At 38.3% G+C, this 14625-nt stretch carries 8 protein-coding genes; 2 read left to right on the top strand and 6 right to left on the bottom strand.

From position 1 onward, the window contains the following. Positions 1-2: 2 nt before the first annotated feature. Both CHB66_RS14070 and CHB66_RS14065 read left to right on the top strand, forming a co-directional pair. Positions 3-3425 (top strand): biopolymer transporter Tol, encoded by a 3423-nt coding sequence (locus CHB66_RS14070; protein WP_089242041.1) that lies wholly within the window; start codon positions 3-5, stop codon positions 3423-3425. Between the two features lie 16 nt (positions 3426-3441). Next, positions 3442-4320, top strand: coding sequence for a YicC/YloC family endoribonuclease (locus CHB66_RS14065; RefSeq protein ID WP_089242039.1), 879 nt, complete (start codon positions 3442-3444; stop codon positions 4318-4320). A gap of 67 nt (positions 4321-4387) precedes the next feature. On the opposite strand, the gene CHB66_RS14060 is transcribed toward CHB66_RS14065, so the two are convergent. The 6 genes from CHB66_RS14060 to ruvA all read right to left on the bottom strand — a co-directional run bounded on the left by CHB66_RS14060 (position 4388) and on the right by ruvA (position 14623). Continuing rightward, positions 4388-5053, bottom strand: coding sequence for an energy transducer TonB (locus tag CHB66_RS14060; RefSeq protein WP_089242037.1), 666 nt, complete (start codon positions 5051-5053; stop codon positions 4388-4390). A gap of 259 nt (positions 5054-5312) precedes the next feature. Continuing rightward, positions 5313-5987: an energy transducer TonB gene (locus CHB66_RS14055; RefSeq protein WP_089242035.1), complete on the bottom strand. Its 675-nt coding sequence runs from the start codon at positions 5985-5987 to the stop codon at positions 5313-5315. Positions 5988-6059: 72 nt separating this feature from the next. Next, positions 6060-6452 (bottom strand): VanZ family protein, encoded by a 393-nt coding sequence (locus CHB66_RS14050; protein ID WP_245812737.1) that lies wholly within the window; start codon positions 6450-6452, stop codon positions 6060-6062. After that, positions 6445-6822: a glycine cleavage system protein GcvH gene (gene gcvH / locus CHB66_RS14045; protein ID WP_089242134.1), complete on the bottom strand. Its 378-nt coding sequence runs from the start codon at positions 6820-6822 to the stop codon at positions 6445-6447. Before gcvH ends, CHB66_RS14050 begins: the two co-directional genes overlap by 8 nt. A gap of 54 nt (positions 6823-6876) precedes the next feature. Next, positions 6877-13932, bottom strand: coding sequence for a T9SS outer membrane translocon Sov/SprA (gene sov, locus CHB66_RS14040; protein ID WP_170932501.1), 7056 nt, complete (start codon positions 13930-13932; stop codon positions 6877-6879). Positions 13933-14023: 91 nt separating this feature from the next. Continuing rightward, entirely contained in the window at positions 14024-14623 is a 600-nt protein-coding gene (ruvA, locus tag CHB66_RS14035) for a Holliday junction branch migration protein RuvA (protein WP_089242033.1), read from the bottom strand. Between the last annotated feature and the right edge of the window lie 2 nt (positions 14624-14625).

Genomic DNA, 14625 nt, shown 5'->3' with positions numbered 1-14625 from the left:
TAATGAATCATAATTTACGCTGTTTAATTGTACTGGTGAGCCTGATGCTATATGGCAGTTTGGCTCATGCCCAGTTTGACCAAGAGCGATTTGGTAAAAATAGAATACAACACAAAAACATTGAGTGGTATTATTTTAGCTCTAATAATTTTGAAGTCTACTATTATGATGGAGGTGTCAATAATGCCAGAATGGCTATCGATTATCTTGAAAATGAATTCGATAGGTTGACACAGATGATAGGTTATGTTGCATACACTAAGCCTAAGATTTTTATTTATAATTCTCAAGAAGAAATTTTGCAAAGTAATCTCAACTTGAATAAGGACGAGTATACAGTAGATGGTCAGACTTTTTTCAGTCGGTTACTGGGTGAGGTAGCTTTCGCGGGGACATGGGAACAATTCAAAAAAGATTTGATCTACACTACTTCCAAAGTGATCATAGAAGAAATGCTCTATGGAGCCACGATAGCAGATGCTTTTCAAGCGAACCTTATCAATAGTTTTCCTGATTGGTATGTGGAAGGTGCTGCCATGTATCTTGGATATGGTTGGAGTATGGAAATGGATGATTATATGCGCCATTATTTTAGGGACGATAAAAGAAATAAGATTCATCGCTTACAGGAGAAGGAAGCTGCTTTAGTAGGCCAATCTGTTTGGAATTACATTGCAGAGAAATATGGTAGAAGGTATATTTCCAGTATTCTCAACTTGAGTAGAATCAATAGAAACGAAGAAAATAGTATTGCCAATACCATCGGTTTGAATTATAAAATTTTTGAAGAGCAATGGAGGAATTTTTATCAGCAATCCAACGAGTCTGTTCTTACGACATTCAAAGATTTCAATGAATCTAACATGGTCAATAAGACCAAAAATGCACATCTTGGAACGATCAATGATATCAAATTCAGTCCTGACGGTAAACACCTAGCATATGTCATTAACAATGGAGGTAAGTATAGAGTACAGGTTCAAGAAATCGCGACTAAAAGAGAAAGAACAATCCTGTCAGGAGGCAGTAGATCTGATGATCAACCAGTCAATCTTACTAGTCCTGTGATTGCTTGGAGAGATACTTTGAATTTGACTATTGCTACTTTTAGAAGAGGGACAACTACCCTTATCCAAAGAGCAATTGACGGCTCAAATCAAGATAAAATATTCTTAAGAAATATCACTCAAGTTTTGAGTTTGGATTATAATTCTTCTGGAAGAAATATGGTGGTCTCTGCATTGACCAATGGTAAAACTGATATTTATACATTGAATGTAAGAGGAGTGGGTAAAAGATTGACCAATGATGTATTCGATAACCTCAATCCCGTATTTCTTAATGATTCTACTATTATTTTTACTTCAAATTCTACGGATTTGCCTGACTCAGTGCTGACTAGATATCCTGATGTAAGGAAATTGCCAGACTATTTTAATTTATTCAGAATTGATTTGACTGATTCAGCTGAAGTCATTACAAAAATGACAAATAGCAATTATCGAAATATCAGACCTACAGTGATGAATGCAAATTTTATTCTTCACCTTAGTGATCAGAGCGGGATCATGAACCTTATGAGGACTAGCTCCAATGGAGCTATTTCAAGTCAAATGTCAGCATATAATAAAAGTTTGGAGGCATTTGATTACAATTCGAGAACGAATCGAGTTGCTTTTGCTTATAGGGATGGCAATCAAAGTGTTTTAATCGTAGAACCTTACTCAAATACATATCAATTTACTCCAAGTACACCTAGGGTTCAGCTTCAACAAGCAAAAGAATTGAACCAAAGGATATCAAATAGGAGAATAGAGCAACAAGAAACAAGGGCACAAAGAGAAACAACAGTAAGTGAAGAGTTGAAAACAGAGGAAGTTAAAAGGGATACAACTCTTAATCTACGCTTAGAAGACTTAATCGTAGGAGGAAGGACGACTTCGCCACCTCAAACCAATCAAGCTGGTGTAAGACAGTCACCTCCAAGCATCCTTTCTCAGCAGCAGGTTCAACAAGACACCGTACCTCCGCCTTCAAATTTGACTGGGAGTATTGATACTGAAAGACTTCGATTTGAAAGAAGAGGAGGTATAGATACAGAAAATTACACTTTTGATACTATTCCTCCATTGACGCAGCCTACAGAGAGGGCGCAACAAGCTGCCTCTAGAAGCACTCTTTTGGATAATTTCAGAAGACAAAATATGCAGAGAAGAGTAGTTGGTCCTGCTAACATGACGCCACAATTTATCACAACAAGCCTAAAGACTACCTTCGTCGTAGATCCTTTGAGGGGTTTTGGGATCAACCTAAATGGTAAAATGTCAGATCTTCTCGACAACCATCTATTCGAAGGAGGATTGATGACGACTTTAGATTTTAGATCCGGAAGTGATATTTTCTTTGATTACCAATACCTGAAAAGTAGGGTAGATCTAAGAGGTCGGTTCGATAGAAGGTCCATTCAAGTTTCTGAAGGAGATTTAACGTTCCAGCGGTATGTGTTGACAAAAACTGAGCTTGGATTTTCATATCCTTTCTCTGTTCATAGTCGCGTCATGTTAGCACCCTTCGTGGCCAAATCTCAATATTTCAACTTAAATCCAGATTCCATCTTGAGAGGAGTAGTACCAGAGCAGAATAGATTTGATGTCAATTATGCTGGTGCTAGATTTGAGTTTGTAGTAGATAAAACAGAGCAGCTTGGCCTATATATGCAGCAGGGACTCAAAGGAAAAATCGGGTTAGTCCATTATCAAGGTCTAAATGCTACTGAAAGATCCTTTAGCAATGCCTACCTTGACTTTAGAAATTATCAAAAAATTCATAAGAATATCACTCTGGCGACAAGATTGTTTGCAGGATCTTTCTTTGGCAGTAATCCACAGACTTATCTAGTCGGAGGTATGGACAACTGGCTTTTCAATCAGTTCTATCGCCCTCCTACCAACAGACCTGAAGCATCTCCGGTAAGAAATTCAGGAGGGTTTGAAAATTCCAACATCCTTTTTGCGGAGTTTGTGGATTTGCGAGGATATAATTATGATGAAATCAGAGGACGTAATGTAGTTACCTTCACTTCTGAGTTAAGAATCCCTCTTTTCTCTTATTTATCTAGAGGAAATATCACTTCAAATTTTATTAAGAATTTCCAATTAGTAGGATTTTATGATATTGGATCATCTTGGAATGATAATCCACCATGGGAAAGAGTCAATGATCAGAATACGGAGGTCATCAATACAGAGGGATCACCTTTTGTTATCACTTTGAATAATTTCAATAACCCATGGTTGCAGAGTTATGGTGCTGGAATTAGGACAGTTTTACTGAATTATTATGTCAAATTAGACCTTGCAAGACCTGTGAGAAATTATCAAACAGATGATCTTAAATTTTATGTAACCTTAGGTTACAATTTCTAACCAATAAAAAACCTTTATGCTTAAGTCAATGACAGGCTATGGATTGGCCGGTTTTGAAGATGAAGCTTTCATAGTAAGTGTGGAAGTGAAAACTTTGAATTCAAAATTTCTCGATCTATCCATCAGAAGTCCCAAGCAATTTTCAGACAAAGAATTGGAAATCAGAAATCTTGTAAGTACAAGATTAGAAAGAGGGAAAGTCAATATTACTATTGAATTTTCCAAAAAATCTGGAGAAGAACTTCCTGTCGGATTTAATGAACCATTGTTTGCTGCTTATTATCAAAAATACCTTGCCTTGTCGGAATTGGTAGGTGCTACTAGTGATGATTTATTCAAGCTAGCCATTCAATCTCCAAATGTTATGACTCAGTCCATTGAAAAGTCAAATAGTTCAGAGGATTGGGAAGTAGTAAAGAAAGTGATAGATGAAGCCTTGATCCATTGTGATGCTTTTAGAACTGATGAGGGAGAAGTTTTGGAAAGAAAGTTCGATGAAAACCTAGAAGTTTTAAGGGATGGTCTCAAGAATATTAAAATTGAAGATCCAATTCGAAAGGAACGAATCAGGCAGCGGATCAGAAATAATTTTAAAGAGTGGCTTGAAGAGAATGATTTTGATAAGAACAGATTCGAACAGGAGCTCATTTATTATTTTGAAAAGGTAGATATCACAGAAGAAATCGTAAGATTGGGTACCCACTTAGATTACTTTGAGAAAAACCTAAAAGAAGGTACAGGACAAGGAAAAAAGCTTGGGTTTATCTGTCAGGAAATTGGCAGAGAAATCAATACCATCGGGTCTAAAGCAAACGATGCTTCTATGCAGAAATATGTAATCGTGATGAAGGACGAGTTGGAAAAGATCAAAGAGCAGTCTTTGAATATTCTTTGATAAATAAAAACTTAAAGGAAACGAAGTCTATCTAAGTGAATATTCAGATAGACTTCGTTTTTTGAATTTAGCCTAGCTTGAATCTGACAGGCATTCTCATTCTCACTCTAACAGGCTTTCCTCTTTGTTTGCCAGGTTCCCATTTTGGGGCGTTTTTGATGACCCTCAAAGCTTCTTCATCGCATCCACCACCAATGCCTCTCAGTACTTCTAAGTCTTGAATGGACCCGTCTATGTTGACCACAAAGACGACAATTACCGTCCCTTCGATTCCCATACGTCTTGCCTGGGTTGGGTATTTTAGATTTTTTTGCAAGTATTCATTCCATGCACTCATACCTCCTGCTGGCAGGGGTGCTGATTCAACAATATCAAATATGGTTTCAACATCCTCAATCGGTGGAGGAGCGATTTCGATGTCACTGATCACTATTTCATCTGGAACGTCTACATCAATGACGAAGTCAAATTTTTCCACTTCGATTTCATTGGGCATCTCTTTTATTATTGGTTGCTCTATAGGGGGTGGAGGTGGTGTTTGATTTGTGATTGGGATTTCTATCATTTCTTCAACATTGATATCCAATGAAGAAGCATGGAAAATACTCTCTTTTTCGTAAACCTTGTAATTAAAGGCAAATAGTGCAAGGGAAATACTGATGACTAATCCAATGTTGAAGAACATTCCTGATTTTGTAGTCAAATCTGCTTTTGGCAATTTCTTGGTTTCCATGATTTCAAATTTAGATGATGAAGAATGATTCAAATCAATCTTTATTGATAGACCATGTGGGTGTTTACGGTCAATGTTCAATTTGAAGACTTGATTGTAAATAAAAGTTAGTTAAAAATAATTAGATAAACTAAAAAAATAAATAATAATTTAATAATATAGGTTATTCACCAAGTATAGTTGAAAAATATGGATAGTTTTTCAATCCAATCTTTGAAGAAAAAGCATAAAAAAAGGGGCTAAAGCCCCTTTAAATATTTTATCCAAGTTTGAATCTGATTGGAAGTCTCATTCTAACCCTCACTGGTCTACCTCTTTGTTTTCCAGGTTCCCACTTAGGAGCATTCTGAACTACTCTCAAAGCTTCTTCATCACATCCACCTCCGATACCTCTTAGTACTTCTACGTCTTGGATTGAACCATCAGTATTCACAACGAACACTACGTATACTGTGCCTTCGATACCCATTCTTCTAGCTTGAGTTGGGTACTTAAGATTTTTTCTCAAGTATTCGTTCCAACCTTCCATTCCCCCTGGAGGGTTTGGAGCATTTTCCACTACGTCGAAGATTTCGTCTGCTTTTTCGACAACTGGAGCATCTGAGATCACGATTTCCTTGATGACTGTTTCTTCTTTCACATCAACGTCAAAGTTTACTTCAATCTTCTCTTCGATTTCAATTTCATCAGGGATTTCCTGAATGATTGGCTGCTCCACTGGCGGTGGTGGTGGTGGTGGTTGTTCCGTGATCGGAATATCTAATAATTCCTCAAAATCGTCGGCAACTTGTCCTAAGTCTTTCAAATTACGTTCGTCAAATGACTTGTATTCGAAAGCAAACAGAACTAGACCCACACTGACAAGCAGACCCAAGTTCAGGAACATTCCCGAACGCTTAGTTAAATCTGCTTCTGGCGTCTTCTTAGCTTCCATGGTTGTTTACTTTTATAAAGGTTATTAACTTTTTTCCTTTTGGAGATAACAATTCTAGCCATTTATTTTTACTTATACAAGTTTGGATTCTTTCTTGTATAAAATATAAAAACAAATTATTCCAACGGTTCCTCCAAGTATATTTGCGGTGATGTCTTGATAGTCAAAAGACCTATTAGGGACATACAGCTGCAAATATTCAACTAATATAGCAATTAAAACTCCAAAAACTAAATAAATAGTAAAAAATTTTCGAATAAAATTTTTACCACACTTATTTCGGTTTTGGACCCTTAGCCATAATATGTTAAGAACAAAAAACAGTCCAAAGTGGACGATTTTGTCTTTAAATGGGATTTCAGGTGTTTTTGGTATTTGATCTCCGGGGCTGAGCAATGCGATAAGCATTAAGATCAGCCAAATTACAGCAGGAAGTATCCTGTATTTTCTAAGTTGATCAAGCACCAATCAATTCTGCGTAGGCATCAGCAGAAAGCAATTCTGCTGGAAGTTCTCCAGAAAACTTCACCTTGATCATCCACCCTGCGCCATATGGATCTTCATTAACTACCTCTGGTGCAGATTCCAACTCCTCGTTGAACTCGATAATTTCTCCTTCTAGCGGCATAAATAGATCGGAGACAGTTTTGACAGCTTCAACAGTTCCGAAAACTTCACCTGTGGCTACTGTTTCACCTACTGTTTCTACTTCTACATAGACAATATCCCCCAGCTCTCTCTGAGCAAATTCTGTGATGCCAATTGTAGCGATATCGCCATCCACTTTTACCCACTCGTGGTCGTTGGTGTACTTTAGGTCTTTTGGAAAATTCATATATTCTTGTTTATAAGCTGCCCAAAAATACAAGGTTTAAGCAAATGATAAAACCTATTGAGATAAATTAAATCTTAATTGTCCACCAAAGGCAGTAGAACTTCTTCTAAAGGCAGTAGTTACCCTTGGATCGTTGATAGTTCTGTCAAAATATAGCGTGATGTTGAGATTTTGATTGATCACATATCCTACAGTAGGTCTGATTTGAATATTGAGGTTTCCATTCGTAACTGTACTCCTTTCATCTATTTTTCGCTGGATTTGTCTGGTATCTACTACCCTTGTATTGATTCTCAGCTGCAAGTCATTTTCTAATACTTCCTGTCGGCCTTGAATCTTGAATGGAATTTTCACACCAGATTTGGTGTAGCCAAGGTCAAATCCAAAATCTCTACTTCTTTGTTCAGTTACTTGAGCGTTGGAAAAATTCAATCCTAAATTCCTTTCAGAATTATATTCTACAGAAATATTCAATCGATCTTTTGTCAGGAAGTCTACTCCAATTAATGGAGAGAACCTTTCTGTCAGAATGACTTGATTGAGGACAAAAATCGGAATGTATTCACCAAACTCATTGGTTAATGTTGCTCCAGGTATATTTTGGATTGAGTTGAAGAGTTCTAAACCACTTTGGTAAAGCAATGAATTGGAGAAATTACTTACCTCGTAAGTAGAAGAATAACCATGGGTAATGTTGATACTGGAAAAATATTCCCGTAATGCTGGGATCTGGGATAATCCTCTATAGTCCACTCTCCAGTTTGGTAATGGGATTCTAGGGAAAGGATTCAGATTCATGGTAGCAGGATCTTTGCCTCCATAGGCTGCCAAAAATGCTAGACCAAGCACATCTTGACCATTTGCGCTGTATTCTCCTCCAGGGTTAGCTGCATTTAATCTGCTCTGAATGATGCTTCTGAAAATGGTAAAGTTGTCAAATAAAGGTGAGTTGTTGTTTCTGTCATCTCTAGCGAAGGTAGTCCTGATCATAGAGTAAGTAATGCTGTATCCTCCCATTCTATTAGGACTAATTGGATTAAATTCTCCAGGATTTGTTGCAGAATTTCTGAATATCTCGCTGTATTCCCCTGATTCTCTCTTTCTTGCTTCTAGATTGATTCTAAAATCTTTGAATGGCTCAGCAAGCCCCGAAATTTGAAGGTTTTTAGCCTGGTTTTGTCTAAACTGTTGTGTAAGTTCTGCACTAGGAGCCATTAGTCCGTTGTTTGCTAGTCCAAATCTCACACCAGGGTTTTGACTTCCCATGATGAATCCAAAACCAGGATTCAAGAAGCTCCGGTCTAGTCCGAGCAAACCTGTATTTTCCATGTAGCCTGGAAGGAATGTCCCTTCTACGATGGAGTACCTGAAGTTGATATCTTTGACCATGGTCAGGAACTTTATCAACTTGTTGGTAAAAGGTGTCCCGATGGTGTCTTCCGCATTTACAGAAGGTCGTCCAGGAATGGAAGGCCTTTTTGGAGCTGTAAGTGCCCTGTATTTAGCGTTTTTATTGTAAAGTTTGGTGAAATCTAACTTTCCTTGATATACTTGTTCCCTTGTATTTTGAATGACATTACCCAAAGTATCTCTTTGACCAATAGCACCGGTCATCCATGTGTACTCTGCTGCATACCTTACGTCTGAACTTACCCAGTCTAGTACAGGGATTTTATTCAAAGGAAGCTTGTAATTGACATCTGCTCTATGATTGTAATTGGTAGTTCTTCCGAGGTTTCTAATATTGAACCTGATAGAATCAATTTTAGCTTGTGAATCTATATCCCCTTCAGGTTCATCAATCACTGCCATCACACGACTCATAAAGTCCACCCTGAGATTTTTGGTTAGGTCCCAATTGACATTATAGAATCGGTTTATAAAGAAACTTTTCTGAAAGAAAGGATCTACTCCATCTGTTGTTAGCTGATCATTGCGGTATTGGGTACGCATAAATCTTCTATCTACATCAATTCTTGCAGCTACTGTAGTGGGAGAGAAGTTGAAATTTATATCCTTGATCAACTTCAAATACTTTCCACTAAGTCCTTCACTATTTTTGAAAGGCTCAAAATTCAGAGGTTTAGGTTGATAGTTGTAGGCTATATTTCCTACATAGGTTTCAAAGTTATATGATTCAGTATTGATGTTGCTTTGTTGGACAGATCCATATGCATAAGTAAAGGAGAAGTTACTTAAATCGTATATGCGACTGAACTCTTTTTCTGGGTTTCGGTTTTTTCGGATGTTTGTAAAACCAATATTCCTCCTCTTTACTTGGTCCAGTACTTGACTTCTGTAAAGTTCCCGCTCAGCGTCAGTATTGAATTTGCCCAAAGCTACTTCAAAAGGTACATCAGGGTTAAGTGGATCAAATTCTGGTCTTGTACTTGAATTTTCCAAGCTGACATACATTGGGATGCTTACATTAAGTGCTTCTGGAAGTAGTTTATCTACACTAACATTTGCGGAGATATCATATTGAGTAGTTGCTTGTCTTGCTCTTTGAGACAATCTGGTTTCTAGCCCACCAAAGCCTATTGTATTGTGGCGGATAGATGTAGATATGGTCGCTACATCTGCAATTTTTGCATTTAGGATGGCATTAGCAGCCCAGCCTGCTGACTCATTAAATCCTGTTGCTCGAAGTTCATTCGCCCAAATACAGACAGATCTTGAAGCAGTACCAGATTCTCCGGGATTTCTAATACCAATCATCATTCCTTGTACCAAGCTGAGCTCAGGTCTGCCGACTACGGTTACCTTGTATTGTCTGATATCTTGGGTAAATGCCAAATTCAATGGTACCCGCTGATTGTCTCTAGCTACTTTTACTCCTACGATTTCAGAAATGGCAATATCTATTTCGTTTTCTAACGGCCAAATTTGTCTTGGGTCTCTAGTGCCTTTTGGAGTAATTCTGAGCGGAACCTCAATTTCGTAGTAGTTATCCGTATAATCAGTCCCTAATCTCAAAAATGCTGTAAGCTCACCATCTTCTGCATCATCACTGTCTGCGTGGAAGAACATTTTCAGCCTTTCAAACTGTACAAGGTCTTGGCGGGTGTTTTTAAATACAGCTCTAGCATCTCTTGCTTGAAGATCTTCCACACAAAGTCTCAAAGACTGTTCATTGAGCTGCCTTTCTACAGTCGAAAGGTTGTCTCTATCTCTGGTGATTCCTGGAGGAAGTACATAAGGGCTTTGTGTATCGCTACCTTGGCTATTTTCTTCGATATTGACTACTCCAACTGTAAAATTAGAGTTATCAGGTTCAGGGACTTCAAAAAAACCTCTCTCGAATAGCGACTCTTGGAAAACCCTCCATTGGGATCCAACTAATCTAAAGTTGGCCATCCGCATCACGACAGGTTGTTCGAAATCCGTAAGATATGTTCTCATAAATCTGATAGACTTGAAGCCTGAAATATCACCTTCAACTCTATCGGGAGTTCTTACGGGAATTCTGAAAAGATACCAATTGACTTCGTCGCCACTTTGATTGGCAGTTACTTTATCTACGATATAGTTTCGCCCTACCTCAAGTTGACCTGGACGAAGGTCTATTTCATATTCATAGTAACTTTCTAGTTCATTGATGGTATTGTCATTGTTGAGGTCTTCGTTGTTTGGAAGGTTAGAACCTGATGGAGTAAACGCCAAATTTTGGTTGGCAGTCACTGGAGTATTGCCTTCCATTCCATTGAATTTCTTGTATCGCTCTAGGATTTTGACATTGTTCTGATCAAAATTTTCGTCTAGATAGTATTGAAAGTTGTCAGCTGAAGGATCTCTGACAATTTCATTCAGAGCATTCTGAGTCACATTCAATCTGTTGATAAATCTGTCTCTGAAAAACTCAGCCTCGTCTGCATCTCTCAATCCATCTAAACCAATATCTTGGTTGGCTCTAGCTTCTGCAGAGTTATCAAATGCAGGAATTAGAAATTGTTCTCTTGTGATTCTTCCCCATTCAGTAGTAGCTGTACTGGCTGGATCACCATCAGCCGGCAGACCATTTTCGAAGCCATGTCTCCCATCTTTAATAAGATCTTCAGATACATCCCCTAAGTTGAATCTTAATTTACCACCTGTGGTGTTGTTCGTGTTGAACCTACCATCAATGACACGTCCATTCTCACCTTGGATGAAAGGATCCAAAAGCCAAAATTCTATGTATTCAATGTTAGTCCTATCAAAATCTACCTCTGTCGTGATAGCACGAGTCACCCCACCATAGTTGTTCCTTGGGTTTGGAAGTAATCCCTCGCTAGTCAAACTTGGGTTGTAATTGTACATCCCTCTTTCATGAGGGAAGTAAGCCATCTCAAATAGTGGCTCAGGTACAATAATCACATCTCTATCTCTCCTAGGGAATATTTCTTGGGGGATAACTCTCCTTACATAGTGGTTTTGACGATCTTCTCTGGTGATATTAGTAGGTACACCTGGGCCCGATTCTCTATAGAATACATTGTCGATATTGTACCATGCTACTCTTGCTCTTCTGTAGGCATTTCCTAGCCTATCTTCAGTCATATCACTCAGGTCAAACTGATTGTCCTCTGTTTTTGGAGTAGCTGCTAGGTGCCAGTTTTGGGCAGCCGCCCCACCAAGGTTGAAAGGTGTGATGGCAGTTTCAAAATCATCGATGTAGGCTGCTTGTTCTCCGTTTACTCTGTTGGAAGTTCCTGGAAGTAATTGTGCAAATTCACCGCTGAACTGAACGAGTGATGTTTCTTTGGTATTGGTAAAAGGTAATGCATCAGCGAGCTTTGTCAACCACCTGGATTCATCGCTGTAGTTGGCATCCAAGCCCCACATACTATTTCTTAATGTTTCACTACCCGCTGCTATTCTCGTGATATTAGGTCTTTCATTCAAGTAAAGGAAAGTACCTCCAAGATTGAATTTGTCGCTAAACATGTAGTCTAACCTCGTACCTAACAAACTCCTTGTCTGAAAAGAGACCAAGTCAGCTTTTTCAAATGAAATGTTGATTCTTTTTCCTGACTGTAAAATCCCCTCATTGATGATAGTCAATCTACCGATATTGTAATCAATAGTAAAATCAACACCTTCTGTAAGAGGGATATTTCCTGCCATCACGATGACTGACCCAGGGGAAATATTAAGGCCAGGAAGCATGATCTCTGAAGCTGAACCTGCGGTCAATCTTCCTCTGATGAAGTATTTATTTAGTCTTGTGACCAACTCTGCATCTGCTTGGGTTGTTCTATAAAGTGTATCATAAACAAACTTGTCTATCAAGGCCGCTTCACTTGGGAGAAATCTATTTCTCAAAGTAGACCCAAAAGGTTCCAAAACGGGGAAGACGACCATTCCTCTTTCAGGAAAAATGGTGATGCCAGGTATAAAGTCAAAGTTCCCATCAGGAGCGGGGTCATTTTGAGGATTAAGATTATCTAAACCAGTAACTCTAATTAGTGGAATGTTTTTGATATTCTGACCCTCTAGAAGACTTGGGTTATCTAGACCTGTTCTATCATCACGGTATATAACCTGAAGTTGAAATCCATCTCTTTGAATTTGACTAGCGTTGAGGTTGTAGACGTTTTTCATCATCAAGTCCCAGGTAGGAATTCTAGTGTTGATACGAGCAGGTCTCAACATTTTCATAAAAATGATCTGATCTTCTGGTCTATTTTGATAATCTTCCGAAAGCTCACCCACTTTATACACATTTCCATTCCAAGTATATTCATATGCTACTGCAAGCACCTCGTCATTTTGCAATTTTCTAGAAAGAGAAACATAACCCAATTCTCTATTGAAAGTGAATTCTGTTGGTGCTAATTTCCTCGCTCCATTGACTTGTTCAAAGTCTACTCCTCTGACTAAATTTAGATTGGATTCGATGGCAGAAGAACCTGTGTCAAATGGTCGGAATGCTGAGTTACTATTAAGGTTTTCGTAAAGAAGATTAGAGTTATTTGCTGTCGGAGTGCCAGGAGTACCAGTGCCAATATTTGGGTTTTCTGGTTTGAAGATTCTCTGACCTTCACCTAAGTCCATAAAAGCAGCAAAATTTCTAAGCGTTTCGGTATTATTAGCCCTATTCATGATATAGACTTCTACTCTAGTGATATTCACTCCAGAAAGAATCTGCGGAAGACCTCTTAGCCATCGCTCATAATTGTCTCTAAAGAAATGCCCTAAGAAGAAGTGCCTGTTTTCATCATATTCGGAACCTTGGATTTCAAACGACCTTCCCTGTCCTCCTCCTTCAATGATTAATTCATCTCTTCTGCCTCTTTGTGTAGATGCGACGCCGGTTACAAATAGTTTACCAAATTGTAATTGTGTTTTGACTCCAAAAAGATTCTGAGCGCCTTGAATCAGACTGTTTTGAACAGGCATGCTGACGTTACCAATCTCTATTGACTTGATGATATCTTCCTCAAATCCAGCATATTCAACTTTCAATTGGTTTTGGAAATCGAAGGAATTATTTGAGTCAAAATTTGCTCCCAACTTCATTTTCTCACCCAAAGAGCCATTGACACTCATTTGAATTTGCTGATTGAAGTTGAAGCCGCCATTTTGCTGCTGTCGGATTGGAATTGATGGATTGTCTACCCTTCTGAAAATTGCTCCCAAGTCGAGGTTGACATACCCTGTGGGAGTAATGTTGATTTCATTTCCCCCAAATATCCTATCAAAGCTAGGGCTTGTCGTCATAGGTGGAATCAATCCTCTTCCACTGACAGCACTTTCTCCATCTGTTCCTCGGGACCGGTTTCTCCAATATTCCTGCCTCAAGCGATACTCTTGCATCTTCGAATAATCATCAAAATCATACATGAAACCAGGAGTGATGATCGTAGAATCTAATTCCTCCCTGATGCTATACCTGAGTGTAGAGTCCAATTCAACCTGTATTCTTTCCTGATTAGGATTGAGCGGGTAGAAAGGTGATTGGTATCTAAACGGTGCTTGAGTAGGGAATAGGGGACGTGTATTCAAATTTTGCCAAAGTAAAAATGAAGGAAGTCGCCTTCTTGCATCTAATGAGTCTACTTTGGTTTGGGTGGTATCTTCTTGACTTTGTTGTGCTTGTGCATTGGACAATATAATACATCCCAACAAAAAACTTAAGATTGCTGGGGTGATTATACGGACACGGATGAGGTGTAAAAAAATGCTAGAACAAAAGCTCAATTGTTTATCAATTATATGACTAAGTTGACTTTAAAGATGCTTTAATTAAATCTTCTAAGGAAATTTCCGAACCTGTTTTTTTCAAAATCGTAGCAATATTTTTTTCTGCAGTTGCTTTTGGAAAACCTAAGGTAATCAGAGCCTGTAACGCCTCCTCTTTGATTTTATTGTTTTGGGTCATGAATCCAGTTTGACTGGTAGATAAATCCAAAATTGAGTCTTTTTTAACTTTGTCCTTTAATTCTAATACGATTCTTTGAGCAGTTTTTGCACCCACACCTTTGACATTTTGAATGGTTTTGAAGTCTTCTTGAATGATAGCCGATTCAAGTTCTTCGCTGCTCAGAGAAGATAGAATCATCAGCCCAGTATTGGGGCCTACGCCACTGATAGAGATCAGGTTAAGGAATAATTTTTTTTCAGCTTCTTCTTTGAAGCCATAGATGGTATGTGCGTCCTCTTTGATATGCAAAAAAGTGAGGAGCATTACCTGCTCCTCGTCTTTAATTTTGGAGTATGTCTGTAAAGAAATCTTTACTAGGTAACCTACTCCATTGATATCAATAATTACATAAGTTGGGTCTTTGAAGACCAATCTTCCTTTGAGATATGCGATCATAA

Source organism: Belliella buryatensis (genome assembly GCF_900188245.1).
Classification (GTDB): Bacteria; Bacteroidota; Bacteroidia; order Cytophagales; family Cyclobacteriaceae; genus Belliella; species Belliella buryatensis.
The sequence above is the reverse complement of the archived record's forward strand: the minus strand, read 5'-3'. Positions and strand labels throughout refer to the sequence as shown.

Coding starts and splice junctions, on each gene's coding strand:
- CHB66_RS14070 (WP_089242041.1), top strand. CDS start 3: ATGAATCATAATTTACGCTGTTTAATTGTACTGGTGAGCCTGATGCTA.
- CHB66_RS14065 (WP_089242039.1), top strand. CDS start 3,442: ATGCTTAAGTCAATGACAGGCTATGGATTGGCCGGTTTTGAAGATGAA.
- CHB66_RS14060 (WP_089242037.1), bottom strand. CDS start 5,053: ATGGAAACCAAGAAATTGCCAAAAGCAGATTTGACTACAAAATCAGGA.
- CHB66_RS14055 (WP_089242035.1), bottom strand. CDS start 5,987: ATGGAAGCTAAGAAGACGCCAGAAGCAGATTTAACTAAGCGTTCGGGA.
- gcvH (WP_089242134.1), bottom strand. CDS start 6,822: ATGAATTTTCCAAAAGACCTAAAGTACACCAACGACCACGAGTGGGTA.
- ruvA (WP_089242033.1), bottom strand. CDS start 14,623: ATGATCGCATATCTCAAAGGAAGATTGGTCTTCAAAGACCCAACTTAT.